This window comes from Arthrobacter sp. UKPF54-2 (genome assembly GCF_007858535.1).
Classification (GTDB): Bacteria; Actinomycetota; Actinomycetes; order Actinomycetales; family Micrococcaceae; genus Arthrobacter.
In genome coordinates this window covers 1270772-1296219 of sequence record NZ_CP040174.1, presented here as the reverse complement: position 1 = coordinate 1296219, position 25448 = coordinate 1270772, and the positions used below count along the sequence as shown (strand labels likewise).

Genomic DNA, 25448 nt, shown 5'->3' with positions numbered 1-25448 from the left:
GGTTCTCCTTGGGGTCTTGGAAATCGGAGGGAAGGATGCGGGCAGGACGGGCTAGTCCCGGCGGTACTTCCGCAGTTTGTCGGCGTCGATGGCCGCGCCGACGCCGGGAACCTCACGGACGCGGATGGCGCCGTCGGCGATCTTCAGCGGTTCGGCGAGAAGGTCGTCCGTCATGTCCAGGTAGTTCGAGAGTTCCCCGGCACGCCGGGAGGTGGCCTCGAATGCAGCTCCGAAGGTAACCGTGGCGAGGCTGCCGACCTGGGTGTCGATCTGGTTGCCCATGGTGACGTCCACGCCGAGCCCCTCACAGAGCCCGAGGATCTGCTGGGCTTCGGTGAAACCGCTACGCGCGGTCTTGATGCAAATTGCGTTGCTTCCACCGGAAAGCAGCTCCCGGGATACGTCCCCAAGGGTGGGGACGCTTTCGTCGCCAACGATCGGGATGCTCGAGTTCTGGACGAGCCGGCGGCGGCCCAGGGCCTCTCCGGCGTCGCACGGTTCCTCCAGCATGGACAGGCCGAGGCCCTCGGTCCGGCGGAGGACCTCCATGGCCTCATTCGCTGTCCAGCCGCGGTTGGCATCGAGGTAGATCTCGGTATCCGTCCCGAGCCCCTCCCGCAGGACATGGCAGGCCTCGACGTCGAGGGAGAGCGGCCGCCGTCCGGTCTTCAGCTTGAACGTGTTAATGCCGTAGGTTTCACGGAACCGCAGCGCTTCCTCGAGGAGCTCCGCAGCGGGCTTGAAGCCCAGCATGTGGGACACCCGCATGCTGTCCGTGAAGCCGCCCAGCAGTTTGTGCACCGGCGTGCCCAGGGAGATTCCGATGACATCCCAGAGCGCAATGTCCAGGGCGCCCTTAGCCGTGGGGTTATTGACCGTGCGCCGGAGCAGCTGCCGGACCTTCGAGCGGTCCAACGGATCCAGTCCGATCAGCTGAGGGGCAAAGACTTTGGTCACCACCGAGACGATCGAATCCTGCGTTTCGCCGTAGGTGTACGGCCGCGGCGGAGTGTCCGCGACGCCACAGATGCCGGTATCGGTGTAGATCCGGAGCAGCACGTGCTCCGCGGAGGTCACCTCACCACTGGCGAACTTCAGCGGGCGCGCGTAGGGAATCGAGTACGGGATGGCCTCAATGCGTTCAATTTTCACGGCGGAGTTCCTTTGCGGCAGCGACGGGCTGCGGGGAGTCGAAGAGTTGCAGGAAACTATGCAGGAGGGGTGTTTCGGTGCTCCGGTTCCAGGCGACGGCGAGGTCGACCGGCGGGGGATTGCGCAGCGGGCGGAACACCACGCCCTGGAAGGAGAACATTCTGGACGTCATTGGCACCAGTGCGATCCCCATTCCGGCGGCAACGAGCGAGAGCAGGGTAGAGGTCTCCCTCGCTTCCTGGACCAGCCGGGGCTGAAACCCGGCTTTGCGGCAGGCGTCCACCACGATGCTGCTGACGGCGGAGGAGCCGGGATAGCCAATGAAATCCTGGCCGGCGAGGTCCGCCAGTTCGAGGATCCCCGTATCGGCGAGGGGCGAATCGGCGGGAAGTGCGGCGACCAGCTGATCCTGTTCCAGCAGTTTGAGCGCAAGGTTTCCGGAACGGACCGGCGGTCGCAGGACAGCGGCGTCGATCCGCCCGTCCTCCAGGGCGGACTCCATTTGCGGTGTCAGCATCTCGCCCTGGACGGTAATCCGGAGGCCGGGAAGGGCGCGCCGGGCCGCCTGCACGATACTGGGCATCAGCCGGTAGGTTGCGGTCCCGGTGAAGCCCACGCGGATCACGCCGGTGGCTCCGGCACCGACCTGCTTGACGTCCTCTTCGAGAGACTCCAGTTCCTGCAGCAGCAGCCGGCCCCTGTCCAGGAGGACCTGGCCGGCAGGGGTGAGGTCGACCTTGCGGGTGGTGCGCTGCAGCAAGGGCGTCCCGAGCTGTTCCTCGAGCTGGCGGATCTGCTGGGACAGCGGAGGCTGGGCCATGTGCAGTCGCTTGGCTGCGCGGCCGAAATGGCGCTCCTCGGCGACAGCGATGAAGTACCTGAGGTGACGCGTCTCCATTGAAGCTCCCGGGCAGCTCGGAGCAGGCCAAATGCCGTGCTCAGATCAGCTTAGGAGGACCACTTAGTAAGGGGAAATATCTATTTGGAGACTTTTGGGACGTTTTGCATATCAAAGACCGGGCGAGGGCCCTGCCCGCGCCGGAGCTCAGTCCAGCAGCAGGGCGGGCTCTTCCAGGATGGACGCGACGTCGGCCATAAAGCGCGCCGAGAGGTCCCCGTCCACCACCCGGTGGTCGAAGGACCCGCCGAGGGTGGTAATCCAGCGCGGGATCACCTCGCCGTCCAGGACCCAGGGCTTCTGCTTGATCGTTCCGAAGGCCACGATCGCCACCTCGCCGGGGTTGATGATCGGCGTGCCCGTGTCGATGCCCAGGGCGCCGATATTCGTGACCGTGAGGGTGCCGCCCTGCATCTGCGCCGGCTGGGTCTTGCCCGCCCGCGCCGTGGTGGCGAGCTCGTTCAGGGCCAGCGCGAGCTCCTTGAGCGAGAGGTCCTGGGCGTTCTTGATGTTCGGCACCATCAGGCCGCGCGGGGTCGCGGCGGCGATGCCCAGGTTCATAAAGTGCTTGACGTGGATCTCGGCCGAGTCGCTGCCGTCCTCGGCATCCACCCAGCTCGCGTTGACACTGGGGTTGCGCGCCGCGGCCCAGATGACCGCCTTGGCGAGGATCAGCAACGGCGAGACCTTGATGCCCTCGAAGTCGCGGGAGGCCTTGAGCCGCTTGACGAACTCCATGGTGCGGCTGGCATCGACGTCCACGAAAATGCTCACGTGCGGGGCCGCGAAGGCAGACTCCACCATGGCCCGGGCGGTGGCCTTGCGCACGCCCTTGACCGGGATGCGCTCGATCCGCTGCTCCTGGGGCCGGCCGGTCTTGCCCCAGAACGAATCCGCCTGGTCCAGCTCGGCGTCGCGCTGGGCCTGGTAGCTGACGAGGTCCTCGCGGGTCACCTCGCCGCGCGCGCCGGTGGGTACAACGTCGGCCAGATCGATGCCGAGGTCGCGGGCGAACTTCCGGACCGGGGGCTTGGCCAGGACACGGCTTACCAGTCCGGTGATGGCGCCGCCGAGCGTGGGGCGCGGGTCGACGGCCCCGGCTGCTGCGGGAGCGGGACGCTCGGCCCTGGCGACAGCCTCCGGGCTGATCCAGATGTCGTGCGCCTCGACGGGTTCGACGGCGGGCGCCGGGGCGGATGCAGGGGCCGGCGCGGGCGCCGGGGCGGATGCAGGGGCCGGCGCGGGCGCCGGGGCGGCGGCTGCCGGAACAGCGGGCGCGGTGATCCGGCGTCGGCGCTTGACGGCGTCGGCCTTGGGGCCGGAACCGACCAGCGGGCCGCCGGCCGGGGGTCCGCCGGCGTCGGAGGTCTGCGGCTCGAGCGTGCCGTACATGGGCGCTTCTGGCACAGCAGGAGCGTCGGCCGGCGCGGGGGCCGGGGCGGTCTCCGCCGCGGCGTCGGAGACGCTGATGATCGGCGTCCCGACGTCGACCGTCACCCCCTCGGGGACCAGCAGCTCGGTGACGGTCCCGGCGTACGGGGACGGGAGCTCCACAAGGGACTTGGCCGTTTCGATCTCGCACAGCACGTCGTTGACGGCCACGGTGTCGCCGGCCTTGACCTTCCACGAGACGATTTCGGCCTCGGTCAGGCCCTCGCCGACGTCGGGAAGGTTGAACTTGTTCACGGTCATGGGGATCCCCGTCAGTAGGCGAGGGCGCGTTCCAGCGCCTCAAGGATGCGGTCGATGTCGGGGAGGTAGTCTTCCTCCACCTTGGCCACCGGGTAGGGCATGTGGAAGCCGCCGACGCGCATGACCGGGGCCTCGAGCGAGTGGAAGGCCCGCTCGCTGACGCGGGCGGCGATCTCGCCGCCGATGCCGCCGAAGGTCGGCGCCTCGTGCGCCACGATCAGCCGGCCGGTCTTCCGGACCGAGTCGGTGACGGTGTCGAAGTCGATCGGCGAGATGGAGCGCAGGTCGATCACTTCCACGCTGTGGCCGTCCTCGGCGGCGGCGGAGGCGGCGGCGAGGGCCACCGGCACCAGCGGGCCGTATGCCACAACGGTGGCGTCGGTTCCGGAGCGCAGGACGTGGGCCTGGAACGGGTCCGCGGACTGCCCCGGGGAGGTGGTGTCCACCTCGCCCTTGAGCCAGTAGCGCCGCTTCGGTTCGAAGACGATCACCGGGTCCAGGCAGTCGATGGCCTGCTGGATCATCCAGTAGGCGTCGTGCGGGTTGGACGGGGTGATGATCCGCAGCCCGGCGGTGTGGGCGAACAGCGCTTCCGGAGACTCGGAGTGGTGTTCGATCGAGCCGATACCGCCGCCGTACGGGATCCGGATGACAACGGGGACGGTGAGGTTGCCGTTGCTGCGCGAATGCATCTTGGCCAGCTGCGTGGTGATCTGGTTGAAGCCCGGGAACACAAAGCCGTCGAACTGGATTTCGCAGACCGGCAGGTAGCCGCTCAGCGCCAGGCCGATGGCGGTGCCGATGATGCCGGACTCGGCCAGCGGGGTGTCGACGACGCGGTCGGCGCCGAACTCCCCGATCAGGCCGTCCGTGACGCGGTAGACGCCGCCCAGCGGGCCGATGTCCTCGCCCATCAGCAGGGTGCGGGGGTTGCCGGCCAGCGAGGCCCGGAGGCCCTCGTTGATGGCCTTGGCAATGGTCATGGTGGTCATCAGTTGGCCGCCTCCGTGTCGGCAGGCTCCGCCTCGTCGGCGAAACCGGCACTGTACTCCTCGAACCAGGCCAGCTCTTCGGCCACCAGCGGGTGCGCCTGGGCGTAGGTGTTGGCGAACGCCGTCCGGATGTCCGGGGTTTCCAGGTCGTGGGTGGTCTTGCGGACGTAGGCGGCGAGCTCGTCGCCGTCGGCCTTGACCTGGTCGAAGAAGGCGTCGTCGGCAAGGCCCTCGGCGCGGAGGTACTTCTCGAGCCGTTCCAGCGGGTCCTTCGCCCGCCACCGCTCTTCCTCCTCGGAGCCGCGGTACTTCGTGGGGTCATCCGCAGTGGTGTGCGCGCCGACGCGGTAGGTGAAGGCCTCGATCAGGACCGGGCTCTTGCCTTCGCGGGCGCGTTCGAGGGCCCATTCGGTGACGGCGTGGACCGCGATCACGTCGTTGCCGTCCACCCGGATGCCGGGGAAGCCGTAGCCCTTGGCACGGTGGGAGAGCGGGATGCGGGTCTGCACGGTAGTGGGCACGGAGATGGCCCAGTGGTTGTTCTGGCAGAAGAACACCACGGGGGCGTTGTAGGAGGAGGCGAACACCATGGACTCGTGCACATCGCCCTCGGAGCTGGCGCCGTCGCCGAAGTAGACCATGACGGCGGCCTTCGGATCCTGCGTCCCGGCGGCGGACCCCGCGGCTGCCGCCTGGGCTGCGGCGCGCTTCTGGTCGCGCTGGATGCCCATCGCGTAGCCGACGGCGTGCGGGGTCTGGGCGGCCAGGACCAGGGTGTACAGGTGGAAGTTGGTCTCCTTGGGATTCCAGCCGCCGTTGGATACGCCGCGGAACTGGCGCAGCAGTTCGGCCAGGTCCACGTTGCGGGTGAGCGCGACGCCGTGTTCCCGGTAAGTGGGGAAAATGTAGTCCTGCGGCTGGCTCGCCCGGCCGGAGCCGATCTGCGCCGCTTCCTGGCCGGTCAGCGGGACCCACAGCGCCAGCTGGCCTTGCCGCTGCAGGGCCGTGGCCTCGACGTCAAAGCGGCGGATTTTCGCCATGTCGGCATAGAACCCGCGGAGCTTTTCGGCGTCCAGCCGGGCCGCGTATTCGGAGAACACCGGATCGGTGCCCAGGGTTCCGTCCGGGCTCAGCAGCTGGACCATGGGGACCGCGGGATCGCCCAACACGGCTTCGGCCTGCGCCTCCCGCTGGTCGTCCACGCCGGTTCCGTCGAACTCGGTAGAGGGCAGATGTGTGGCGCCCATACCGTCTCCTTGCCTGCCGCATCCGAATGCGCCGCAATCGTTGGGATATATACGGGGCAAGGAATACATTCCTGGTCCGGCATATATTTGGCTAACTCGTCCCCTACTTTATCGGCAGCGGGTTCCCGGCGGGCTTCATGTTAAGCGCTAGGAACGCTGCGGGGGTTTTGTATAGATCGCACACAATTCGAGGAACCGGGTGTTGGCCTCGGGTTCACCGATGCTCACGCGCACGCCCTCGTTGCCGAAGGCCCGGACGGAGAGGGCCCGCTCTCCTGCCAGTGCGGCGAATTCCGCGCTGTTGCTGCCCAGATTCAACCAGACGAAGTTGCCCTGGGCGTCAGGTACGAACCACCCAAGGTCGCGCAGTCCGGCCGTCACGCGGTCCCGTTCGTCGACTAGGCTTTGTACCCTTTCTACAACCTCGCCGAAGTGCTGGAGCGAGGTCACCGCCGCCGCCTCGGCGATCTGGGAAACTGCGAACGGTGTGGCGGTGACCCGCAGGTGCTGGGTGAGCTCCGGCTGGGAGACGCTGTAGCCCACGCGCAGCCCGGCCAGGCCGTGCGCCTTGGAGAAGGTCCGCAGCACCACCACGTTGGGGTACTTGCGGTACATCTCGATGCCGTCCACGGCGTCCTGGGCCCGGACAAACTCCTGGTAGGCCTCGTCGATGACCACCACAATGTCCGAGGGCACTGTCTGGAGGAACCGCTCGGTCTCCTCCGTGGTGAGGATGGGGCCGGTGGGGTTGTTCGGGGTGCAGAGCAGGATCATCCGGGTGCGCGCCGTCACCGCGGCAGCCATGGCGTCCAGGTCGTGCCGGCCCTCCGCCGTCAGGGGAATCTGCACGCTCTGCGCGCCGGCGAGGCCCACGCTGATGGGGTAGGCCTCGAAGGACCGCCACGCGTAGATGACCTCGTCGGCCTTGCCGTCATCGTTCTGGCCGGCGAAGGTGGCCAGCAGCTGGTTGAGGGCCCCGAGGCTGCCCGCGCCGGTAACGATGTCCTCGGCCGGGACGTCCAGGAAGCCGGCCAGCTCGCCTCGCAGTTTGCTGCTGAGCGGGTCCGGATAGCGGTTGAAGTCGGTCTGCGCCGCAATGGCCTGCTGCACTGCAGGAATCGGGGGCAGGGGGTTCTCGTTGGAGGACAGCTTATAGCTCACGAGCCCCTCGACCGGGACCGGGGGCTTGCCGGCCGCGTAACGGGGAAGGAGGTCTACCACCGGCCGCGGGCGGATCCCGCCGGCCTGGTTCTCTGATGAAGTCATGCCACCTAGCCTACTTCGACCTCCTGCCGGGAGGCCCGGGGATGTGACAGCATGGGGCCATGCGCTCACTCTTCGTGCGGGTCATCGTTAATGCACTGGCCCTTTGGATCGCCAGCTGGATCCTTCCCGGGATGGATATCTCCACCACCGCCACCACCGGGGCCGTGGCCAACAGCGGCGTCACGCAGGGCACGGACACGATCGGAATCATCCTGGCGTACCTGTTCATCGGGCTGATCTTCGGCCTGGTCAACGCCCTCGTCAAGCCGCTGGTCAGTCTGCTGTCGCTGCCGATCACCATCCTCACGCTGGGCCTGTTCACGATCGTCATCAACGCCGCCATGCTGTACCTCACCTCATGGCTGAGCTCCTACACACCGGTACATTTCACCATCGACTCCTTCTTCTGGACGGCGGTGTTCGCCGCCATCATCATCACCGTCGTGTCCCTGGTCGCCGGCAGGCTCCCGGGCGGCCGCCGGCGCTGACCGCCGCCCTACACGGCCATGCCGAGCGGTACGGGCTTCTTGCGGTCCGGGCCCGGCGCCGTGGGAACGCCCTGCGGGGCCAGCGCCTCGCGCCGCAGCGAGAACCTCGTGACCGTCGAGGCACCCCCGGCCCCGACCACCGCCGCGAGCGCTGCGGTGGAAGCCTGCAGCGAGGGGTCCCTGCTGACCGAGACGGCTTCCGCCCCGGCCGCGTAGTTTTCCAGCCGATGGCCGGGGCCCAGCCGGAAGTCTTGCAGCGGCGGAAGCGCCAGGTCATTGGTCAGGGTCACGGTCGCACGGTCCTTGGTGTCCGCGTTGGCCAGCCCGTCGGCTCCCGGCACCCAGTCGTGCCGGTGCTCCAGGTGCAGGCTGCCGATCCCGGGTTCGGGGCTGATGCCACCCACCGGGGAACCTGCGGTCAGCACGAACCTGAGGTCGAACTCGGCCAGGAAAGCTTTGTCCCGGCTAAGGTTCATGGCGTGGATGCCGCCCTGGCTGTAGCCCACCACGGCGAGCTGCTCCCCCGCTTCCGCGCCCGCCTCCCGCAGCGCCTGCCGAATGGCCGCGTTGGTTGCCTCCGAGTCGTAGCCGAGCGCCTCGGCGATGCCGGCCGTGTCGAAGGGGTTCGTTCCCTCCGGCAGGCCGCCGAGCTGCGTGCCCGGAATGATGACCACCCAGGCGCGTGCGCTGCCGCCGTCGACCCGGATGACCTCGATGTCGCCACTGGTCCGGCCCACCGCCTCGGCCCGGCGCAGCAGGCCCGCCGGCGAGACATCCACGTCCGCGGCAAACGTTTCGCTGCCGACAACCCTGACCGGCCTCGGTTTCAGGAATTCCAGCCCGGGCGCCGCGGCCAGGTCCCGCACGGCGCGGCGGACGTCGGTGGGGCCGCTGAGCACCCCGACGGTCCCCGCCAGCGGAAAAGTCAGTCCCAGCAGCAGGGCGAGGCCGCGTGGAGCCTCAGCCACCCCGTGTTCGACCTGGTCCCGCACGCCCGGGAGCTCGAAAGGCGCCGGGCCGGAGCCGTACTCCGGGCCGCTGAGACCCATCCGGAGCAGCAGCGCGTTGCGGGCCTCGGTGAACTCGTACTCGCGGTGGCTGGCCCGGACCTGGGCGGCGATGTGTTCCAGCTCGGCCCGGACCCGGCCGACGTCCCGGCCCGCCTCCCCGACGGCGATGATGGCCTCGCTCCCGCTGTGGTAGGAATCGGTCTGGTACTGAAAAAGCGACCGCCGGATGCCGTCGGCGTCACCTTCAACGGCATAGAGCCGGCGCACCACGGCGTCCAGGGCAGCCGCGCCCGCCAGCAGCTCCTCGAACTGGAAGCTGAGGCCGCCTACCCCGCCGCGGATGCGCAGCATCCCGTCGGGGGCCGGCGCCGACGGGCGCGGAACCTCGCCGGCGCCCGAAGGAGTTACCTCCGCCATCAGTAGCCCGGCTGTCCGGAGGAGAGTGTCACGTTCTGGGCGTGGCGCAGCACCACCGCCTGCGCATCCGCGAGGGCGTCCCGGGCGCGCCGCAGCGACGCTGCCTGCAGCGACAGCGTGGTGCGGTAGGCCCGGCCCGCGGGAGATTGCCAGTCCTGCAATTCAAGCCGGCCCAGCCCGGCAAGCACGGCGCCGGCCTGCTCCGCGCAGGACGCCACCCTGGCCGCCAACTGCTGGACCTCATAGCTGCGTGAGGCGCAGGCCGCCGCGTCGGCCGCCGTCAACGTGCCGCTCATGGCTGAAGCTCCCTTCCACGTTCCCGTTCCGGATTCCCACGCTAGGGACCCCGGCGGGGGGCCGGAACCGGCCGGGGTGGTTATGTGGAAAACCCGGCGGACCGCGACCCGCACCGCGGGTCCTGGTACGCCGGCCGCGGCCGGGATGTCATACGCACCCGCGCGCTTAAGGCCCGGCTGCACTTCGTGAAAGAATCGGACCATGCCTGAAACTGCCGCCCCAGCTGAGACCCGCACGCCCTCCGGACGCCTGGCCCTCGCCGCGTCCGACCACCAGATCGCGCTCGGCCCGCTGGACGGCCGCTACCAGCCCGCCGTCGCGCCGCTGGTGGACTACCTCTCCGAGGCTGCCCTCAACCGCGACCGGGTCGCCGTCGAGGTTGAATGGCTGATCCACCTGACCAGCAACAGCGTGCTGCCGGGCGCCGGCCCGCTGAGCCCGGAGCAGCAGGCGCAGTTGCGCGCCATCGTGACCGAGTTCGACGCCGCGTCGGTCGCCGAGCTGGCCGACATCGAGGCCGTCACCGTGCACGACGTCAAGGCCGTGGAGTACTACATCGGCCGGCGGCTGCCCGGCATCGGGATCGAGCACCTGACCGCCATGGTGCACTTCGGCTGCACCTCCGAGGACATCAACAACCTCTCCTACGCGCTCGGCGTGAAGGGCGCCGTGGAGCACGTCTGGCTGCCCGCGGCGCGCAAGCTCGTCGCCCAGATCAGCGCCATGGCCGAGGCCAACCGCGCGGTGCCGATGCTCTCCCGCACCCACGGCCAGCCCGCCACGCCCACGACGCTGGGCAAGGAGCTCGCCGTCATCGCGCACCGGCTGACCCGCCAGCTGGACCGCATCGCCCGGACCGAATACCTCGGCAAGATCAACGGGGCCACCGGCACCTACGCCGCGCACGTGGCCTCGGTGCCGGGCGCCGACTGGGAGCAGGTGGCCCGGAGTTTCGTCGAGTCCCTGGGCCTGGACTGGAACCCGCTGACCACGCAGATCGAAAGCCACGACTGGCAGGCCGAGCTGTACGCCGACGTCGCGCGCTTCAACCGGATCCTGCACAATGTCTGCACCGACATCTGGAGCTACATCTCGATCGGCTACTTCGCGCAGATCCCGGTGGCCGGCGCCACCGGCTCTTCCACGATGCCGCACAAGGTCAACCCGATCCGCTTTGAGAACGCCGAGGCCAACCTGGAGATCTCCTCCGGGCTGCTGGACGTGCTGGGCTCTACCTTGGTCACCTCCCGCTGGCAGCGCGACCTCACCGATTCCTCCTCGCAGCGCAACATCGGCGTCGCGTTCGGCCACTCCCTGCTGGCCATCTCCAACGTGGCCAAGGGCCTGGACCGCCTCGACGTCGCCGAGGACGTGCTGGCGAAGGATCTGGACACCAACTGGGAGGTCCTCGGCGAGGCGATCCAGATGGTGATGCGCGCAGAGGCGATCGCCGGCGTCGAAGGCATGGAGAACCCTTACGAGCGGCTCAAGGACCTGACCCGCGGCCAGCGCGTGGACGCCGCCCGGATGCAGGAGTTCGTCCAGGGGCTGGGCCTGTCCGCCGACGCCGAGGCCCGGCTGCTGGCCCTGACCCCCGGCAAGTACACCGGCATCGCCGACAAGCTGGTCGACCACCTGGCCTAGCCTTGCTTGCCCCGAGTTAACCTTCCGGCAGGCCGCCGTTTACGCGGCCGTCGAGGACTGGCCAGCTTCCACCGGGAAGCTGGGACTGTTACCGACACGAGGAGACCCCCTTGCCGAGCGACACCGAGTCGACTGCACGGACTGTCCTGGCCGAGCCCGGCGCCGGCACAGCAGCGGACGCAGCCGTAGCGGACGCAGCTGTAGCGGACGCAGCTGCCCTGAGCCTGATGAGCTTCAACATCCGCTGCGACATTGCGGCGACGCTGCCGGGGCAGGCCGACTACTGGCCCGAGCGCGTCCCGGCGCTGCAGGCCGTGCTGGCCGAGGAACTCCCGGAAGTCCTGGGCATCCAGGAGGGCCTGGAGCACCAGCTGGCCGTGATCGAAGAGGCCTTACCGGAGCACTACCGGATGATCGGCCACGGCCGCGAGGGCGGCCGCCGGGGCGAGCACTCCTGCATCTTCTACGACTCCCGCCGCCTGCGGCTGCGCATGTGGGACCAGTTCTGGCTCTCGGACACGCCCACGGTGCCCGGATCGGCGACATGGGGCAACGACGTCACCCGGATCGCCACGTGGGGCCGGTTCGAGGACAGCTGCACGGGGCGTGAGCTGATGGTGGTCAACACCCACTTCGACCACGAGTCCGAGAACGCCCAGCTGCGCAGCGCCGAGGCCATCATCGAGCATGCCACGCGCGAGCCCGGGCTGCCGACCGTCCTGATGGGGGACTTCAACGCCGACGCCGGCGCCTCCGGGGCGTACAGCACCCTGGTGGGCAGCGGCGCTTTCCGGGACTCCTGGACCGCCGCGCAGCAGCGGCTGACCCCGGAGTACGGCACGTTCCCGAACTACAAGGACCCGGTCATCGGCGAGAGCCGGATCGACTGGATCGCGGTGACGCCCGACATCCAGGTTGCCGAGGCCGCAGTCAACACCTTCCGCTTGGACGACCGCTACCCCAGCGACCACGCGCCCATCCAGGCCACTGTCCGGCTCCAGTGACCGGGCTCCAGCGCCCGGCGCAGCCGGTAAAATCGCTGGCATGTACAGCCGGTAAGATCGCTGGCATGAGGCTGCTGCTGATCCGCCACGGGCAGACCCCCGGCAATGTCCTGGGCCAGCTGGACACCGCCCACCCGGGACCCGGCCTGACCGAACTCGGCGAGCGGCAGGCCGCCGCCCTCGCCCGTACCCTGGTGAACGAACCGATCGAGCTGCTCTACGCGTCCACCCTGGTCCGCACCCAGCTCACCGCCACACCGCTCGCGGGCAGCCGGGGCTTGGAGATCGAAGTGCTCGCCGGGCTGCGGGAAATCGAAGCCGGCGCCTTGGAAAAGCTCACCGACCGCGAATCCCACCTGCGCTACCTCGGCACCGTGTTCGCCTGGGCCGGGGGCGAGCTGGACCGGCGGATGCCCGCCGGACCCAGCGGCCACGACTTTTTCGAACGCTACGACGACTCGATCGCGAGGATTGCCGCAGCCTCCAGCGGCGCGGACGATGCCACCGTGGCCGTGGTCAGCCACGGCGCCGCGATCCGGGTCTGGGCCGGGCTGCGCGCCGCCAACGTCGATCCCGGGTTCGCGGCGCGGCACGTGCTCGCCAACACCGGCATCGTGGCGCTCGAAGGCGATCCCGACGCCGGGTGGCGGCTGATCCACTGGGACGACAGCCCGGTGGGCGGGCTCGCCCTCGCGGACCCGACGGCGGAAGACCCCACCGGCCGCCCCGCCTAGCCTGCACTTCGGGCGCGGGCCGCCGAGTTCTCGAAGCCCTTACACGGCGGAAACACCGGCGAAACCGCGCCTCCCTAGCCTTGGTCTGCATAACCCTTCGTCGAATCGAGGCAGCGATGCAGACCAACCCGCGGCTCCACATCCGACAGGTCCCCTGGACCAACCCCGTGGGCGCCGACCTGCGGGCAGCCCAGCAGGCCGAACTGGACGCCCGCTTCGGCCACAGCAGCCACGAGCCCGGACCGCCGCCGTCGGAGACGGACACCGCGGTGTTTCTGGTGGCCCACGACAAGGCCTCCGGCCAGCCGGTTGGCTGCGGCGGCCTGCGGCTGCTGGACGACTGCACGGCGGAGATCAAACGGCTGTATGTGCTGCCGTACACCCGCGGCTCGGGGGTGGCCAGCTCCATCCTGGCGGCGCTGGAAGGACATGCCCATGCCCTGGGCATCACCACCCTGACTGCGGAGGCGGGGTCGGTGCAGGCCGACGGACGGCACTTCTACGAGAGTTCAGGCTTCACTGCCGTGCCCAACTTCGGACCCTACGTCGGGGTGGAACACTCGTACTGCTACGCCAAGGCGATCAACTCGCACAGCGCCGCGCGCACGGCAATGGTGTGAACTCCCTGTGAATACCGCCCGGAAGCTGTCGCCGGGGGCCGCGAAGGGCTTTGCTTAAGACACGGACCACCGCGTCAAGAGAAAGCCGGAACGCATGAGCCGGAACCATGCCCTCCCCGCCCGCCGGATGACCGGCCTCCTGCTTGCCGGCGCGCTGATTACCGCGGCCGCGGCCTGTATCCCGGCCCCGCAGCCACCCGGCCCCACCGGCAGCGGCACGCCCACGGCGCCTGCACCGACGACGGCGAGCCCCCCGCCGTCGTCGTCCCCGTCGTCTTCTGCGCCTACGTCGCCCACCGCCTCCGGCGGGCCGCAGGCTGCCGGTAAACCCGGCCACGTGTTTGTCATCAACCTTGAAAACAAGGGTTACGACAAGGTCTGGGGGGCGGGCTCCGCGGCTCCGTATCTCTCCCGGACCCTGCGCGCCCAAGGGGTGCTGCTCTCGGAGTATTACGGCATCGCGCACAACTCCAACCCGAACTACCTTGCCCAGATTTCCGGTCAGGCTTCGAATCCGATGACCCGCGCGGACTGCCCGACGTATGCACCCTTCACCCAGACCGGGACGGCCGCGCTGGGACAGCTGCAGGGCACCGGCTGCGTCTACCCCGAGTCCGTCCCCACCGTCGCCGGCCAGCTCAGTGCCGCGGGCAAGACCTGGAAGGGCTACATGGAGGACATGGGGACGCCCTGCTTGCATCCAGAACCCGGCGCCAAGGACGACCACCAGGGCGCCAAACCGGGGGATCAGTACGCCACCCGGCACAACCCCTTCGTCTACTTCACGTCGATCACCTCATCCCCGGACTGCGAGGGCAATGTGGTGGACTTCTCGGCCCTCGCCGGGGATCTGCAGTCCGCCGCCACGACCCCGAACCTCGCCTACATCTCGCCCAACCTCTGCCATGACGGGCACGACAACCCTTGCGTCGACGGCAGTCCGGGCGGGCTGGCCGCCAGCGACAGCTGGCTGCGCGAGCAGGTCCCGGCCATCATCGACTCCCCCGCGTTCAGGCAGGACGGCGTCCTGGTCATCACCTTCGATGAGACCGAGGGCCAGACGACCGGCTCGGCAGCGATTCCTGGCGGCGCCGCCGGCGGCCGGGTCGGTGCCTTGGTACTCTCACCCTTCACCCGGGGAGGCACAACCTCGGACACGCCGTACAACCACTTCAGCCTGCTGGCCAGCATCGAGGACATCTTCTCGCTGCCCCGGCTCGGGTACGCCGGGGCACCGGGCCTGAAGAGCTTCGGTACGGACGTGTTCAACGCCCGGTCCTGACGCTGGCCTGACCTGCCAGGGCGGCGCCGGGAGTTCAACGCCCGTTAAGCCCGCGGGCACACACCGTTCCAACGCGCGGGCCAGACTCGAACATCGTGGCCCGAACGATTTTATCGATTCGATAGGCATAATCGCCCCAATCCGCAACCCGCGGCTATAGGCTGGCCCCACAATGCCCCCTGATCCCAATCAGAATCGAGTCCCACCTGTGCGCACGTTGAAAACCATGGTTGCCGCCGCCGTCGCCGTCAGCCTGCTCTCCGGCTGCGGCGCCGGCGCCGCCGCCCCCGGGTCCTCCTCCGCCGCCGCCGGTCCGGCCGCCGTCGCCCCCTCCGGTCCGCCGTCCGGCGAGACCCTGGTGGTCTACACGAACTCCAACGGCGAGGGCCGCGGCGAGTGGCTGACCCAGAAGGCCGCGGAGGCCGGGTTCAAGATCCAGATCGTAGGCGCCGGCGGTGCCGACGCCACCAACAAGCTGATCGCCGAGAAGAACAACCCGATCGCCGACGTGGCGTTCGGCCTGAACAACATGTACTTCGAGCAGATCAAGGCCGCCGGCGCGGTTGAGCCGTTCACCCCGTCGTGGTCCGGGGAAGTCGATGCCGCCAAGGGTGACAAGTCCGATTCCAGGGCGTACTGGCCCCTGGTCCAGCAGGCAATCCTGCTCGGCTACAACTCCGCCAAGTACAGCAAGGACCAGGCGCCCAAGGACTGGACCGACCTCTGGACGCAAGACAAGTTCAAGTCCCGCTACGAGCGCGTCACGGGCCTGGGCACCGCAACCGCGCAGCTGGTGTTCGCCAGCATCCTGACCCGCTACAAGGACGACGGCGGCGACCTGGGCATCTCCGACGAGGGCTGGAAGCAGATCGAGGGGTACTTCAAGAACGGCACCCCGGCGGTCGCCAAGACCGACCTCTTCGCCCGCATCGCCTCCGGTGACACGGACATGGGCCAGATGCCGTCCTCGATCATCGCCGAACGGCAGAAGTCCTTCAAGGTCACCGTGGGCACCGTGATGCCGTCCGTGGGCGTGCCGCTGGCGATCGAGCAGGTTGCCCTGGTCAAGGGCTCGAAGAAAAAGGACGAGGCGCTCAAGTTCATCAACTGGTTCGGCAGCGCGCAGACCCAGGGCGCCTGGGCCCAGCAGTTCAACTCCATGCCGGTCAACACGGCCGCCGTGGCCCAGGCCAAGCCCGAGGTCGTCGAGTTCTTCAAGACGCTCAAGCAGCAGGACATCGACTGGAACTTCGTGCAGGCGAACATGGGCAAGTGGGTCGAAAAGATCGAACTGGAATACATGAGCTGAGCCGTGCGGGCGGGGCCCGGCCGGCAGCAGCGCCGGCCGGGCCCGCCGTCGCCGCCGTCGCCGTCGCCGCCCTGCCCCTGACCCTGCCCCGCCGCCAGAAAAGACAGGTTCCATGATCCGTTTCGAAAACATCGAGGTCACGTTCGGTGACTTCACCGCCATCCCCGGGCTGAACCTGGAGGTGAAGCAGGGCGAGTTCTTTACGCTGCTGGGGCCATCGGGCTGCGGCAAAACGACGGCGCTGCGCACGCTGGCGGGGTTCATCGAGCCCTCCGCCGGCGAGGTCTACGTCGACGGCCGGGCGGTCACGCGGCTGCCCAGCGACAAGCGGCAGGTCGGCATGGTGTTCCAGAACTATGCCCTGTTCCCAAGCATGAGTGTCTGGGAAAACATCGCCTTCGGCCTGCGCGTCCGCAAGGAGAAGGCGTCCGAGAGCGACCGGCTGGTCCGCGACATCGCCCGGCGCGTGGACCTGTCCGAGGAGCAGCTGCACAAGAACGTCTCCGAACTCTCCGGCGGCCAGCAGCAGCGCGTCGCCGTCGCCCGGGCGCTGGTGCTGCAGCCGAAGATCCTGCTGCTCGACGAGCCGCTCTCGAACCTGGACGCCAAGCTCCGGCACCAGCTCCGGCAGCAGCTCAAGGACCTGCAGAGCGAGTTCGGCATCACCACGGTCTACGTCACCCATGACCAGGACGAGGCGCTGGCCATGAGCGACCGGATGGCCGTCTTCAACCAGGGTGTGGTAGAGCAGGTGGGCACGCCGCAAAGCATCTACGACGAGTCCGCCACCGAGTTCGTCTGCAACTTTATCGGCGACAGCTCGCGCCTGGGTGCAGACCTCGTCGCCGAACTGAACCGGCTCGCACGCCACGCCCTGGACCCCTCGGCCAACTCTTACCTCCGGGTGGAGAAGGCGTCGCTGGAGCCGGCCGCCGACGGCTCGGCCGTTCCGGTGGACGGCACCGTCATCTCGCGGACCTACCACGGCCTGCACAGCCGCTACGTCGTGCGCTGCCACGGTTCCGAGATCCGGCTCCTGGTCAGGGAAGACGGCGGCGCCCACCCCGTTACCGGGAGCCCCGCCACCGTCTACGTCCAGCCGGCTCACGTGCTCCAGTACGACCCGGAGACCGGCGTCTCGCTGGGCGCCCGGCTGCAGGAAGCGAACCGGGCGTGAGCCGGGCCGGCGCCGGCGGCGCCAGCACCCGGAGCATGCTCCGCTCCCCGGCGGTGCTGGTGGCCGGCGTCGTCCTGACCTGGTTTATCACCGCCTTCCTGGTCTGGCCCAACGCGAATGTGCTGATCCAGACGTTCTTCCCGGACGGGCAGTTCTCCGGCCGGGCCGCGGAGAAGCTGTTCTCCTCGCAGCGGGCGATGAAATCGCTGGGCAACAGCTTCCTGCTGGCCGTGGCCCTGTCCATCACGGTCAACGTGGTGGGGATCTTCATTGTGCTGGTCACCCAGTACTTCAAGATCCGCGGTTCCCGGATCCTGTTCCTCGGCTACGCCACCACCTTCATCTACGGCGGCATCGTCCTCGCCGCCGGGTACAAGTTCATCTACGGGGAAAAGGGGATCGTCACCGGGTTCCTGGTCTCCGTCTTCCCGGATCTGGACCCCGGTTGGTTTTCCGGGTTCTTCGCCGTCCTGGCCGTCATGACGTTTGCCACCACCACCAACCACATGCTGTTTGTCACCAATGCCCTCAAGGGGGTGGACTACCAAACCATCGAGGCGGCACGGAACATGGGCGCCTCCACCTGGACCATCCTGCGCCGGATTGTGCTGCCGATGCTCAAGCCCACCCTGTTCGCCGTGACAGTGCTTTCCTTCCTGACCGGACTTGGCGCCCTCTCCGCGCCGCAGGTGCTCGGCGGCCGGGACTTCCAGACCATCACACCGATGATCCTGACGTTCACCAACAGTCCCACCTCCCGGGACCTCGCAGCCCTGCTGGCCGTTATCCTGGGCGTGGCGACCATGCTGATGCTCGCCGTCATGACGCGGCTGGAAAAGGGCGGAACCTACTTCTCGGTGTCCAAGGTCTCCGCCGGGCTGCAGAAGCAGCAGATCACCAACCCCGTGGCCAACGCCGTCGTGCACACCATTGCGTACCTGCTGTTCGCGGTCTACACGCTGCCGGTGGTCCTGATCGTGCTGTACTCCTTTGCCGACGGCGCCGCCATCCAGACCGGGCAGCTGCAGCCGGGCAGCCTGACCCTGGACAACTACGTCCGGGTTCTCACCCAGCCGTCGGGGCTGCGGCCGTTCCTCATCAGCATCGCCTACAGCGCAGTGGCCGCCGTGATCGCCGTCGGCGGTCTGCTGTTCGTGGCCCGGATCCTGCAGAAGTACCGTAAATGGGTCACCACCGCCGTCGAGTACCTGCTGCACATTCCGTGGATTTTGCCGGCGGCGCTGCTGGCCCTGGGCCTGATCCTCAGCTATGACCACCCGAATCCGCTGGTGGGCGGCGCCGTGCTGACCGGCACCACCGTGATCCTGCTCGTGGCCTTTGTAACCGTGAAGATCCCCTTTACTCTCAGGATGCTCAAGGCCTCCTTCGCCGCGGTCAACTCCTCGCTCGAGGAGGCCGCCGGGATCATGGGCGCGAAAACGCTCTACATCTTCCGGCGCATTCTACTGCCGATCGTGCTGCCCGCCGCGGCCGCGGTCACGGCGTTGAACTTCAACAGCATGCTGGACGACTACGACACCGCGATCTTCCTGGCCCACCCGCTCTTCCAGCCGCTGGGCCTGGTCATCAAGGCGAACACCGACGGCGCGGAGGGCATCGAGGGGGTGTCCAACACCTTCGTCTACACGGTGCTGCTGATGGTGATCACTGGTGTGACGATGTACTTGGTCTACGGCCGGTCCGGTCGGAAGCCGGGCACGCGGGCAAAGGCCAAGGCCCCCGGCCTGGAAACCCCGGCGGCGGCCTTGGCGGATTCCGGGCGCACCGGTCCTGCGCTGGTGCCCTAGCCTTCGGGCTGTCCCATCAAGCCCAGAAATCGTCCCACTTGGCGGTGTCTTCGGAGTACTCGCGGCCCTCGGCGATCTTTCCGTCGCGGACCACAAAAGCGATGACGGTGCCCATCGCCAGGGTCTGCCCGTTGCTTGTTGCCTGGGCGTGCTGGATTGCGACCGTGTGATTCTCCCCGCCCACAATGTCCTCGACGCTGGCCTGGAACGAGCCTTGGCTGCCCGCTCCCAGTTCGCCAAAATACGCCAGGACGGCGTCCCGTCCCTGCTTCGTTCCGGACAGCACACCGCTCCCGGCTGCATACCAGACTGCGTCCTCCGCGAAGAGCTCGCTGAGGGTCGCCATATCCCCGGCGTTAAAGGCCTCGTACCCCCGCCGGACCAGCTCGATATTCTCTGTGCTTCCCATGATCGGACACCTCTCCGTCGTCCTTGTCGGGTCATGCTGGGACGGTTAAAGGCTAGTCCTGAGCAGGGGTGCTGTCGACGGAATTGTGCCCCCTCCCGGGGCCGTTCCTAGCGCCCTGCGGGCCAGCCGGTGTAGGCCTCCACGAGGTAGGCGCGGCCGTGCCGCGAGGACACCACGGAGCTGAGCTCGCCGAGCTGACGGGCGCGGGCGAAGTCGTCGGCGTCGGCCGGGGTATGGAGCATGGAGGTCATCCAGTAGGAGAAGTGCTGCGCCTTCCAGACCCGGTCCAGGGCGCGGTCGCTGTACAGGTCCATGAGCTTGTTGGAGCCGGTCTTGTAGAAGCTGTCGAGGCCCTCAAACAGGACCCGCACGTCGTGGATGGCCAGGTTCAGGCCCTTGGCGCCGGTGGGCGGGACTGTGTGGGCGGCGTCGCCGGCCAGGAAGAGTTTGCCGTGCCGCATCGGGGCGTGCACAAAGCTGCGGAACTTCAGGACGGTCTTGTCGATGACGGGGCCCTCCTTGAGCTCGAAGCCGTTGCCGTTGACGCGGCTGCGGAAGGCCTCCCAGATCCGGTCCTCGTCCCAGTTCCGCACGTCCTCGTTCGGGTCGCACTGGAAGTACATCCGCTGCACGGTCTCGGTCCGCTGGCTGATCAGCGCGAAGCCGTTGGCTGAGTTGGCGTAGATCAGCTCATCGGCACTGCGCGGGGCCTCCGCGAGGATTCCGAACCAGGCGAATGGGTACTCGTGGAAGTACCACTTGCGGGCCGCCTCCGGGATCTGGACGCGGCAGTGGCTGCGGGAGCCGTCCGCGCCGGCGATGAAGTCCGCCTGGAGCTCGTACTCGGTGCCGTCGGCGTCGGTGAACCACACCCGCGGCGCGCCCTCAATGTCGTGGATACTGGTGTCCGTGACGCCGTACCGGACGTCCCCGCCGTCGGCCTCCCGGCGCGCGGCGAGGTCCATAAAGACGTCGGTCTGGGGGTAGAGCCAGACCGATTCGCCGACCAGGTCCTGGAAGTCGATGCGGTGGCTTTCGCCGTTGAACCGCAGTTCGATGCCGTCGTGGCGGTCGCCGTCGCGCAACACACGGTCGGAGACGTCGCTGTCCACGAGGAGGTTGACGGTGCCGTGCTCGAGGATGCCGGCCCGCACGGTCTCGGAGATCTCCTGCCGGCTGCGCAGCTCGACCACGGTGGATTCGATGCCTTCCTTTGCCAGGAGGTGGGAGAGCATCAGCCCGGCGGGGCCGCCGCCCACGATCGCGACCTGGGTGGTGATGACTTTGCGGTTTGCCATGGTGTCCTCGCTTCGTTGCGGGGCCGGGACTGCTGGGCGTCCGGGGCCGGTGGATTCTCTGGCTACAGTGTGCGCCCGAAGCGGTGATCCGCGTTACACGTCTTCCATTGAACGGAAATCAACGGCGGCGCGGGAGTCCCCGAGCCGGCGCCCGATCCCCCGCGCAGCGGTCTGCAGGGCCGGCACCAGCGCCTGAAGCCGCACCTCCCGCAGCGGAACCACGACGCCGAGTGCCGCCATGGCCCGCTTCCGGCCGTCCAGCACCGGGACGGCGATTCCCCAGGTGTCGGGATCCACCACTCCGGCCAGCTCGGCGAAACCCTGGCCGGCCACCTCGGCCAGGAGCGCGCGGACGTCCGCGGCGCGCAACCTGCCCTCGGGATCAGTGAACTGGCGCAGGTACTCCGCCTGCGCCGCCGCCGGCTGGTGGGCCATCAAAGCCAGCCCGGCCGAGGAGAGGTGCACGGGCATCCGGCCGGCGATCTTCGCCCGGTTCGCCACGGAGCCGCGGCGGGACAACCGCTCCACGAAAAGAGCCTCCCAGCCATCCAGCACGGCCAGGTTGACGTTCTGGTGGAGCACCTGCTGGATGTCCTCCATAAAGGGCAAGGCCGCCTGCCGGAGGGCGAGGGTGGGGGAATTCCGGTTCACCAGCTCCCAGAGCCGCAGCCCCAGCCGGACCGATCCCCCGCCGCCCAGCTCCACGAGGCCATGCCCGGCCAGCTGCCGGACCAGCCGGTGCGCCGTCGTCAGTGGCAGGCCGGCCCGGTCCGCGAGGTCGGAAAGCTGCAGGGCCGCCGAGCCCTCCGGGAACGCCTCGATCAGGCGCACCACACGGTCCACCACCGAGTCCCCGGTGCGGGAGTTAGCCATCCGTCCTGCTTCCCTAAGCCGTTGCTGTGCCTGGCATCAGTCTTCCATTGAATGGCCGCCCACGCTGAGCCGGCGCCACACGGCCGGGGCCAGCACCACGGCGACGCCGACGGCGGCTCCGATGACGGTCTCCAGGAACCGGTCCCGCAGCAGCGTCCCCGCCGGCGTCGGGGCCACCAGCAGGGTCGAAATCAGCGCCAGAGGGGTGACGAAGACCTGGGCCAGCACGTATTGGCGGGCAATGAACATTTCGGCGCCGAACTGGCAGGCCGCGATCACCAGGACCGTCTGCCAGGGGGCGGGTTCCAGCAGCAGGATCAGCGCGAGCAGGACCAGTCCCAGGGCGGTCCCGATGATGCGCTGCACGCCTCGGCTGAGGCGGTGCCGGGTGGAGTGCCCCACCAGCGGGACGACGGCGGCCACCATGGCCCAGTAGTTGTGGCCGAAGCCGAGCCACTCCCCGATCATGGTGGCAAGGGCGCCGGCCAGCCCCGCCGCCACGAGGTATCCCACCGCCTCCAGCCAGGCGACGCGTCGCTCCCGGTCGGTGAGCCGTGCCGGCGCGGGCCAGGACCACGGCTGGCGGCGGCTCGGGACCACTCGGGAGGACAGACCCATCAATAGCGCGAAGAGGACCGTTAGGACGGCCACCAGCATGGCCTGCCACAGCGGCGGCTGGTTGTGGATGGAGGCGATTGCCGCGAAGGCGAAGATGTGGAACAGGGATCCCGCCGGCCGGAGCCGCCACCAGGCGACAATCAGCGAGCAGCCGCCGGCCACCAGCGTGGTGGCGAGGACCTGCAGCCAGGTGCTGCCGGACGGCGTGAGGGCGAATGTTTCGCCGGCCCGGGCCGTCAGGGCACCGAGCAGGATCACGGCCAGCATCAGCGTGCCGGCCCGCAACTGGAGGATCAACCGCCGGCCGTGGGGCTCGTTCCGTCCGTAGATTCCGGTGAAGGCGCCAAAAGAGGCAAAAATGGCCAGATCCAGCCGGCCCAGCAGCACCAGGGTGAGCAACGGGACAAAGACGCCGACGGCGCACCGGACCGCGACCTGGTGATCCTTGTTGGCCGGAGCCATGGTGAACATGTCGGCAAGCAATGTCGCGGGCTTCACGGGCGGGATGGGCCTTCCTTTGCATTCGGTTCTGGGAACGACGGCGGCGCTGGCATCCGCTTGAATCCTACGCCGGAACGGGAGCTATCCGGGCTCAGGATTCCATTCAACGGAATACCTGGTGGGCGTCGAGGTGGTAGCGTCTAGCGGTTGAAACACCATTCGAGAGGACTCCATGCTCAAAGGATTCAAGGATTTCATCCTTCGCGGCAACGTGATCGAACTGTCCATCGCCGTCGTCGTCGGCACGGCCTTTACCGCGCTGGTCACGGCCTTCACCACAAACATCGTCAACCCGGTCATCGCCGCCGCCGGCGGCGTTGAGACGCACGGGCTCGGCTTCTACGTCTGGCCCGGGAACGACAAGACTTTTGTCAATATCGGGGCGGTCGTGACGGCCTTCGTGACCTTTATGATCACGGCCGCGGTGGTGTATTTCATCTTCGTGGCGCCGATGAACCGGATCAACCGGATGGTCAAGCAGCGCCTGGCCACCGCCGAGCCTGAGGAGAAGCCCCTCCCGCCGGACACCGCACTGCTGGCGGAGATCCGGGACCTGCTCGCTTCGCTGGCCGGAAGCGGGGTGGCCGCGGGCACCGACGACGGCGGCCGCGCTGCGGACACCACCGGCGGCCGGACGGCCGAGTACTCCGGCGAACGCAGCCGCTGACCCGCGCGGCCCGCAACTCCGGCGCCGGGACGCAAATCTTCATGCATCGGCAACCGGCCCGAAACAGCCGGCGGACACGATGGGAGCATGAAGCCCAGAGCAAACCGTGGAACGCCGGCGGAGTTGAGCTGCGAGGTCTGCGGCCAAATGCCCGAACCCACCAAGGCGCGGCTGACCCTGGCCAACGTCGCCGTGATGCTGCCGATCGAGTTGCTGGTGCATGCCGTCGTCGTCGAAACGCACCTGCCGTACCTGGCCAAAGTCCTGGTGCTCACGCTGACCGCCACGGTGCTGGTGATCTGGGTGGCCGAGCCCTCGGCGGCGCGCATGCTGCGGCGCTGGTTGCATGCCCCGGCCCTGCGGCACCGCAGCCGGCTCGGCGCAGCACCGGCCCTGTGGCGGGCGCGCACGGTGCTGCGGGACCGGCCGGGCGCCCTGCAGAAGCTCACGCAGGCCCTGGCCGGGCTGGAGACAAACATCCTCAGCATCCACGTCCACCACGTGCCGGGCGGAGTCCTGGACGAGTTTGTCCTGTCGGCCCCCGGGGAGGTGGGCGAGGCCGGGCTGCTGCGGGCCCTGCGCGAGGGCGGCGGCCGGGACCCGCAGGTCTGGCCCACCACCGCCCTGGCCATGGCCGACGGGCAGACCGGGGCCCTGAGCCTCGCCGCCCGGATCGCCGCCCATCCCGCCGAGCTGCCGCTGGCCGTGGCGGAGTTGCTGCGCGCCCGGATCGTTGCGCCGCCGGGAGCGGCCCCGGGGCCGCCGTTCCAGGACCCGCGGGACGGCACGCTGCTGCGGATTCCCACGGCCTGGCACGGCCCGATCAGCTTCGTCCGGCCCGGCGAGCCGTTCACCCCCGCGGAATCCGCGCGGGCCCACCGGCTGGCCGAGCTCGCCGAGATCCTCGCCTACCGGCAGGTCCCGACCGCGGAGGGCTAAACCGCCTTCGTCATCCTGATGGCCAGGGCCTCGTGCTCCACACTGACTTTGAGGTGCTTGGCCTTGCCGATGTGATCGCCGTCGAGCTGGAACTCCTGCTCATGGTCGAGGCTGATTTCCGCGGTCTTCCCGGCGAAGTACTCCACCGACTTGTTCTTGCTGTTCTTCCGGCCGAACATGCCGGCGAGCACGCTGAACCAGCCGAGCCTGCCCACCGGGGCCAGGATCAGGACGTCGAGGATGTTGTCATCGATCTTGGCGTCGGGGAAGACTTCCACGCCGCCGGTGATCTTGCCGCAGTTGCCCACCATCACGCTGCGGATCCTGCGCCGGACCGGGTGCTGCCCGTCGATGCTGATGTGCGCCTTGACCGGCTTGCCGGGCAGGTGCCGGATGCCGGCTTCCACATACGCGAGCCAGCCCACGCGGTCCTTGAGCTCGTCCACGGTGTTCGCCATGATCGCCGCGTCGTAGCCGAGGCCGGCCATGACCAGGAAGACCTGTTCGTCCTCGGCGTGGTCCAGGCTGGCCTTCACCACGTCCACCTTGATGTCGCTGCCGTTCAGGACGTCATAGCTGGCGGCCACGGGATCCGTGATGTCGACGCCGATGTTGCGGGCCAGCAGGTTCCCGGTGCCCATCGGGACCAGGCCCATCGGCGTCCCGGTGCCCGCGAGGACCTCGGCCACGCAGCGGACCGTGCCGTCGCCGCCGGCAGCGATCACGACGTCGACCCCCGCCTCGAGTGCCTGGCGGGCCTGGCCCAGGCCGGTGTCCTCGGCGGTGGTCTCAAGCCAGAGCGGCTCGCTCCAGCCCTGCGTTTCACAGAGTCGGTAGAAAGAGGCTTTGAAGTCCTCGCCGGAGGACTTCATGGGGTTGACGATCACGGCGGCGCGCTTGGGCTGGACAGGGGTGTCCTGGCCGGGGGTGTCCTGCGCGGCATTGGTCTGTGGCATGGCGTCCTTCGGCAAGTGGGCGGGATGGGTCCCGCAGGGAAATCCTATCGGGGCGGGGCGGCAACCCGGCGCAACTACTCCGGGAATCACGGCCTTACCGTCCCGGCCGAAACAATGCCGCCCAAATCCTCGGATTCGGGCCGCCTTGTG

24 protein-coding genes are annotated in these 25448 nt (G+C 68.6%); 11 read left to right on the top strand and 13 right to left on the bottom strand.

Annotation, left to right across the window (positions count from 1 at the left end):
• Positions 1 to 51 precede the first annotated feature (51 nt).
• From E7Y32_RS05870 to E7Y32_RS05845, 6 genes are all read right to left on the bottom strand, one after another.
• Entirely contained in the window at positions 52 to 1152 is a 1101-nt protein-coding gene (locus E7Y32_RS05870) for a mandelate racemase/muconate lactonizing enzyme family protein (protein WP_146336303.1), read from the bottom strand.
• Positions 1142 to 2050, bottom strand: a complete 909-nt coding sequence (locus E7Y32_RS05865) for a LysR substrate-binding domain-containing protein (protein WP_146336302.1) — start codon at positions 2048 to 2050, stop codon at positions 1142 to 1144. Before E7Y32_RS05865 ends, E7Y32_RS05870 begins: the two co-directional genes overlap by 11 nt.
• Positions 2051 to 2197: 147 nt before the next feature.
• Complete coding sequence (locus tag E7Y32_RS05860; RefSeq protein WP_146336301.1) at positions 2198 to 3742, bottom strand: dihydrolipoamide acetyltransferase family protein; 1545 nt, start codon at positions 3740 to 3742, stop codon at positions 2198 to 2200.
• A gap of 11 nt (positions 3743 to 3753) precedes the next feature.
• The gene (locus tag E7Y32_RS05855) at positions 3754 to 4734 is read right to left on the bottom strand and encodes an alpha-ketoacid dehydrogenase subunit beta (RefSeq protein ID WP_146336300.1); all 981 of its coding nucleotides are present in this window, start codon (positions 4732 to 4734) and stop codon (positions 3754 to 3756) included.
• A complete protein-coding gene (pdhA, locus tag E7Y32_RS05850) occupies positions 4734 to 5981 on the bottom strand; it encodes a pyruvate dehydrogenase (acetyl-transferring) E1 component subunit alpha (protein WP_146336299.1) in 1248 nt (415 codons plus the stop codon). The genes E7Y32_RS05855 and pdhA overlap by 1 nt, the downstream gene beginning before the upstream one ends.
• A 147-nt stretch (positions 5982 to 6128) precedes the next feature.
• The gene (locus tag E7Y32_RS05845) at positions 6129 to 7247 is read right to left on the bottom strand and encodes a histidinol-phosphate transaminase (protein WP_186467053.1); all 1119 of its coding nucleotides are present in this window, start codon (positions 7245 to 7247) and stop codon (positions 6129 to 6131) included.
• A gap of 59 nt (positions 7248 to 7306) precedes the next feature.
• Here E7Y32_RS05845 and E7Y32_RS05840 point away from each other — a divergent pair, with 59 nt between their 5' ends.
• Positions 7307 to 7735: a phage holin family protein gene (locus E7Y32_RS05840; RefSeq protein ID WP_146336297.1), complete on the top strand. Its 429-nt coding sequence runs from the start codon at positions 7307 to 7309 to the stop codon at positions 7733 to 7735.
• 8 nt (positions 7736 to 7743) lie between these two features.
• Here the strand turns inward: E7Y32_RS05840 and E7Y32_RS05835 are convergent, their stop codons facing one another.
• Together E7Y32_RS05835 and E7Y32_RS05830 are read right to left on the bottom strand one after the other, a co-directional pair.
• Entirely contained in the window at positions 7744 to 9162 is a 1419-nt protein-coding gene (locus tag E7Y32_RS05835; RefSeq protein ID WP_146336296.1) for a hypothetical protein, read from the bottom strand.
• Positions 9162 to 9458: a hypothetical protein gene (locus E7Y32_RS05830; RefSeq protein WP_146336295.1), complete on the bottom strand. Its 297-nt coding sequence runs from the start codon at positions 9456 to 9458 to the stop codon at positions 9162 to 9164. The genes E7Y32_RS05835 and E7Y32_RS05830 overlap by 1 nt, the downstream gene beginning before the upstream one ends.
• 202 nt (positions 9459 to 9660) lie before the next feature.
• On the opposite strand from E7Y32_RS05830, the gene purB reads away from it, so the two are divergent.
• The 8 genes from purB (at position 9661) to E7Y32_RS05790 (ending at position 19037) form a co-directional block, all read left to right on the top strand.
• Positions 9661 to 11103, top strand: coding sequence for an adenylosuccinate lyase (gene purB / locus E7Y32_RS05825; RefSeq protein WP_146336294.1), 1443 nt, complete (start codon positions 9661 to 9663; stop codon positions 11101 to 11103).
• A gap of 110 nt (positions 11104 to 11213) precedes the next feature.
• Positions 11214 to 12107 (top strand): endonuclease/exonuclease/phosphatase family protein, encoded by an 894-nt coding sequence (locus tag E7Y32_RS05820; RefSeq protein ID WP_222433456.1) that lies wholly within the window; start codon positions 11214 to 11216, stop codon positions 12105 to 12107.
• Positions 12108 to 12172: 65 nt separating this feature from the next.
• Positions 12173 to 12841, top strand: a complete 669-nt coding sequence (locus E7Y32_RS05815) for a histidine phosphatase family protein (RefSeq protein WP_146336293.1) — start codon at positions 12173 to 12175, stop codon at positions 12839 to 12841.
• A 116-nt stretch (positions 12842 to 12957) separates the two neighbouring features.
• Positions 12958 to 13461, top strand: coding sequence for a GNAT family N-acetyltransferase (locus E7Y32_RS05810; RefSeq protein ID WP_146336292.1), 504 nt, complete (start codon positions 12958 to 12960; stop codon positions 13459 to 13461).
• A gap of 94 nt (positions 13462 to 13555) precedes the next feature.
• Entirely contained in the window at positions 13556 to 14743 is a 1188-nt protein-coding gene (locus E7Y32_RS05805; protein WP_261382550.1) for an alkaline phosphatase family protein, read from the top strand.
• 226 nt (positions 14744 to 14969) lie between these two features.
• The gene (locus E7Y32_RS05800) at positions 14970 to 16052 is read left to right on the top strand and encodes an extracellular solute-binding protein (RefSeq protein ID WP_395940450.1); all 1083 of its coding nucleotides are present in this window, start codon (positions 14970 to 14972) and stop codon (positions 16050 to 16052) included.
• A 112-nt stretch (positions 16053 to 16164) separates the two neighbouring features.
• The gene (locus E7Y32_RS05795; protein WP_146336290.1) at positions 16165 to 17229 is read left to right on the top strand and encodes an ABC transporter ATP-binding protein; all 1065 of its coding nucleotides are present in this window, start codon (positions 16165 to 16167) and stop codon (positions 17227 to 17229) included.
• A gap of 35 nt (positions 17230 to 17264) precedes the next feature.
• The gene (locus E7Y32_RS05790; protein WP_146338273.1) at positions 17265 to 19037 is read left to right on the top strand and encodes an iron ABC transporter permease; all 1773 of its coding nucleotides are present in this window, start codon (positions 17265 to 17267) and stop codon (positions 19035 to 19037) included.
• 16 nt (positions 19038 to 19053) lie between these two features.
• Here E7Y32_RS05790 and E7Y32_RS05785 read toward each other — a convergent pair whose 3' ends face one another.
• From E7Y32_RS05785 to E7Y32_RS05770, 4 genes are all read right to left on the bottom strand, one after another.
• Positions 19054 to 19446, bottom strand: a complete 393-nt coding sequence (locus E7Y32_RS05785) for a nuclear transport factor 2 family protein (protein WP_146336289.1) — start codon at positions 19444 to 19446, stop codon at positions 19054 to 19056.
• A 107-nt stretch (positions 19447 to 19553) separates the two neighbouring features.
• The gene (locus tag E7Y32_RS05780) at positions 19554 to 20744 is read right to left on the bottom strand and encodes a 4-hydroxybenzoate 3-monooxygenase (RefSeq protein ID WP_146336288.1); all 1191 of its coding nucleotides are present in this window, start codon (positions 20742 to 20744) and stop codon (positions 19554 to 19556) included.
• 93 nt (positions 20745 to 20837) lie between these two features.
• Positions 20838 to 21617 (bottom strand): IclR family transcriptional regulator, encoded by a 780-nt coding sequence (locus E7Y32_RS05775; RefSeq protein ID WP_146336287.1) that lies wholly within the window; start codon positions 21615 to 21617, stop codon positions 20838 to 20840.
• 36 nt (positions 21618 to 21653) lie between these two features.
• The gene (locus E7Y32_RS05770; protein ID WP_146338271.1) at positions 21654 to 22697 is read right to left on the bottom strand and encodes an FUSC family protein; all 1044 of its coding nucleotides are present in this window, start codon (positions 22695 to 22697) and stop codon (positions 21654 to 21656) included.
• Between the two features lie 211 nt (positions 22698 to 22908).
• On the opposite strand from E7Y32_RS05770, the gene mscL reads away from it, so the two are divergent.
• Positions 22909 to 23403, top strand: coding sequence for a large conductance mechanosensitive channel protein MscL (gene mscL / locus E7Y32_RS05765; protein WP_146336286.1), 495 nt, complete (start codon positions 22909 to 22911; stop codon positions 23401 to 23403).
• An 87-nt stretch (positions 23404 to 23490) separates the two neighbouring features.
• A complete protein-coding gene (locus tag E7Y32_RS05760; protein WP_146336285.1) occupies positions 23491 to 24342 on the top strand; it encodes an amino acid-binding protein in 852 nt (283 codons plus the stop codon).
• On the opposite strand, the gene E7Y32_RS05755 is transcribed toward E7Y32_RS05760, so the two are convergent.
• On the bottom strand, positions 24339 to 25298 hold the full coding sequence (locus E7Y32_RS05755; RefSeq protein WP_146336284.1) for a diacylglycerol kinase family protein: 960 nt from the start codon (positions 25296 to 25298) through the stop codon (positions 24339 to 24341). The two genes, E7Y32_RS05760 and E7Y32_RS05755, sit on opposite strands and share 4 nt — an antisense overlap.
• Between the last annotated feature and the right edge of the window lie 150 nt (positions 25299 to 25448).

Coding starts and splice junctions, on each gene's coding strand:
- E7Y32_RS05800 (WP_395940450.1), top strand. CDS start 14,970: ATGGTTGCCGCCGCCGTCGCCGTCAGCCTGCTCTCCGGCTGCGGCGCC.
- E7Y32_RS05845 (WP_186467053.1), bottom strand. CDS start 7,247: ATGACTTCATCAGAGAACCAGGCCGGCGGGATCCGCCCGCGGCCGGTG.
- E7Y32_RS05810 (WP_146336292.1), top strand. CDS start 12,958: ATGCAGACCAACCCGCGGCTCCACATCCGACAGGTCCCCTGGACCAAC.
- E7Y32_RS05785 (WP_146336289.1), bottom strand. CDS start 19,446: ATGGGAAGCACAGAGAATATCGAGCTGGTCCGGCGGGGGTACGAGGCC.
- E7Y32_RS05855 (WP_146336300.1), bottom strand. CDS start 4,734: ATGACCACCATGACCATTGCCAAGGCCATCAACGAGGGCCTCCGGGCC.
- E7Y32_RS05815 (WP_146336293.1), top strand. CDS start 12,173: ATGAGGCTGCTGCTGATCCGCCACGGGCAGACCCCCGGCAATGTCCTG.
- E7Y32_RS05780 (WP_146336288.1), bottom strand. CDS start 20,744: ATGGCAAACCGCAAAGTCATCACCACCCAGGTCGCGATCGTGGGCGGC.
- E7Y32_RS05770 (WP_146338271.1), bottom strand. CDS start 22,697: ATGGCTCCGGCCAACAAGGATCACCAGGTCGCGGTCCGGTGCGCCGTC.
- E7Y32_RS05860 (WP_146336301.1), bottom strand. CDS start 3,742: ATGACCGTGAACAAGTTCAACCTTCCCGACGTCGGCGAGGGCCTGACC.
- E7Y32_RS05865 (WP_146336302.1), bottom strand. CDS start 2,050: ATGGAGACGCGTCACCTCAGGTACTTCATCGCTGTCGCCGAGGAGCGC.
- E7Y32_RS05760 (WP_146336285.1), top strand. CDS start 23,491: ATGAAGCCCAGAGCAAACCGTGGAACGCCGGCGGAGTTGAGCTGCGAG.
- E7Y32_RS05795 (WP_146336290.1), top strand. CDS start 16,165: ATGATCCGTTTCGAAAACATCGAGGTCACGTTCGGTGACTTCACCGCC.
- pdhA (WP_146336299.1), bottom strand. CDS start 5,981: ATGGGCGCCACACATCTGCCCTCTACCGAGTTCGACGGAACCGGCGTG.
- purB (WP_146336294.1), top strand. CDS start 9,661: ATGCCTGAAACTGCCGCCCCAGCTGAGACCCGCACGCCCTCCGGACGC.
- E7Y32_RS05790 (WP_146338273.1), top strand. CDS start 17,265: ATGCTCCGCTCCCCGGCGGTGCTGGTGGCCGGCGTCGTCCTGACCTGG.
- mscL (WP_146336286.1), top strand. CDS start 22,909: ATGCTCAAAGGATTCAAGGATTTCATCCTTCGCGGCAACGTGATCGAA.
- E7Y32_RS05805 (WP_261382550.1), top strand. CDS start 13,556: ATGAGCCGGAACCATGCCCTCCCCGCCCGCCGGATGACCGGCCTCCTG.
- E7Y32_RS05835 (WP_146336296.1), bottom strand. CDS start 9,162: ATGGCGGAGGTAACTCCTTCGGGCGCCGGCGAGGTTCCGCGCCCGTCG.
- E7Y32_RS05755 (WP_146336284.1), bottom strand. CDS start 25,298: ATGCCACAGACCAATGCCGCGCAGGACACCCCCGGCCAGGACACCCCT.
- E7Y32_RS05840 (WP_146336297.1), top strand. CDS start 7,307: ATGCGCTCACTCTTCGTGCGGGTCATCGTTAATGCACTGGCCCTTTGG.
- E7Y32_RS05830 (WP_146336295.1), bottom strand. CDS start 9,458: ATGAGCGGCACGTTGACGGCGGCCGACGCGGCGGCCTGCGCCTCACGC.
- E7Y32_RS05775 (WP_146336287.1), bottom strand. CDS start 21,617: ATGGCTAACTCCCGCACCGGGGACTCGGTGGTGGACCGTGTGGTGCGC.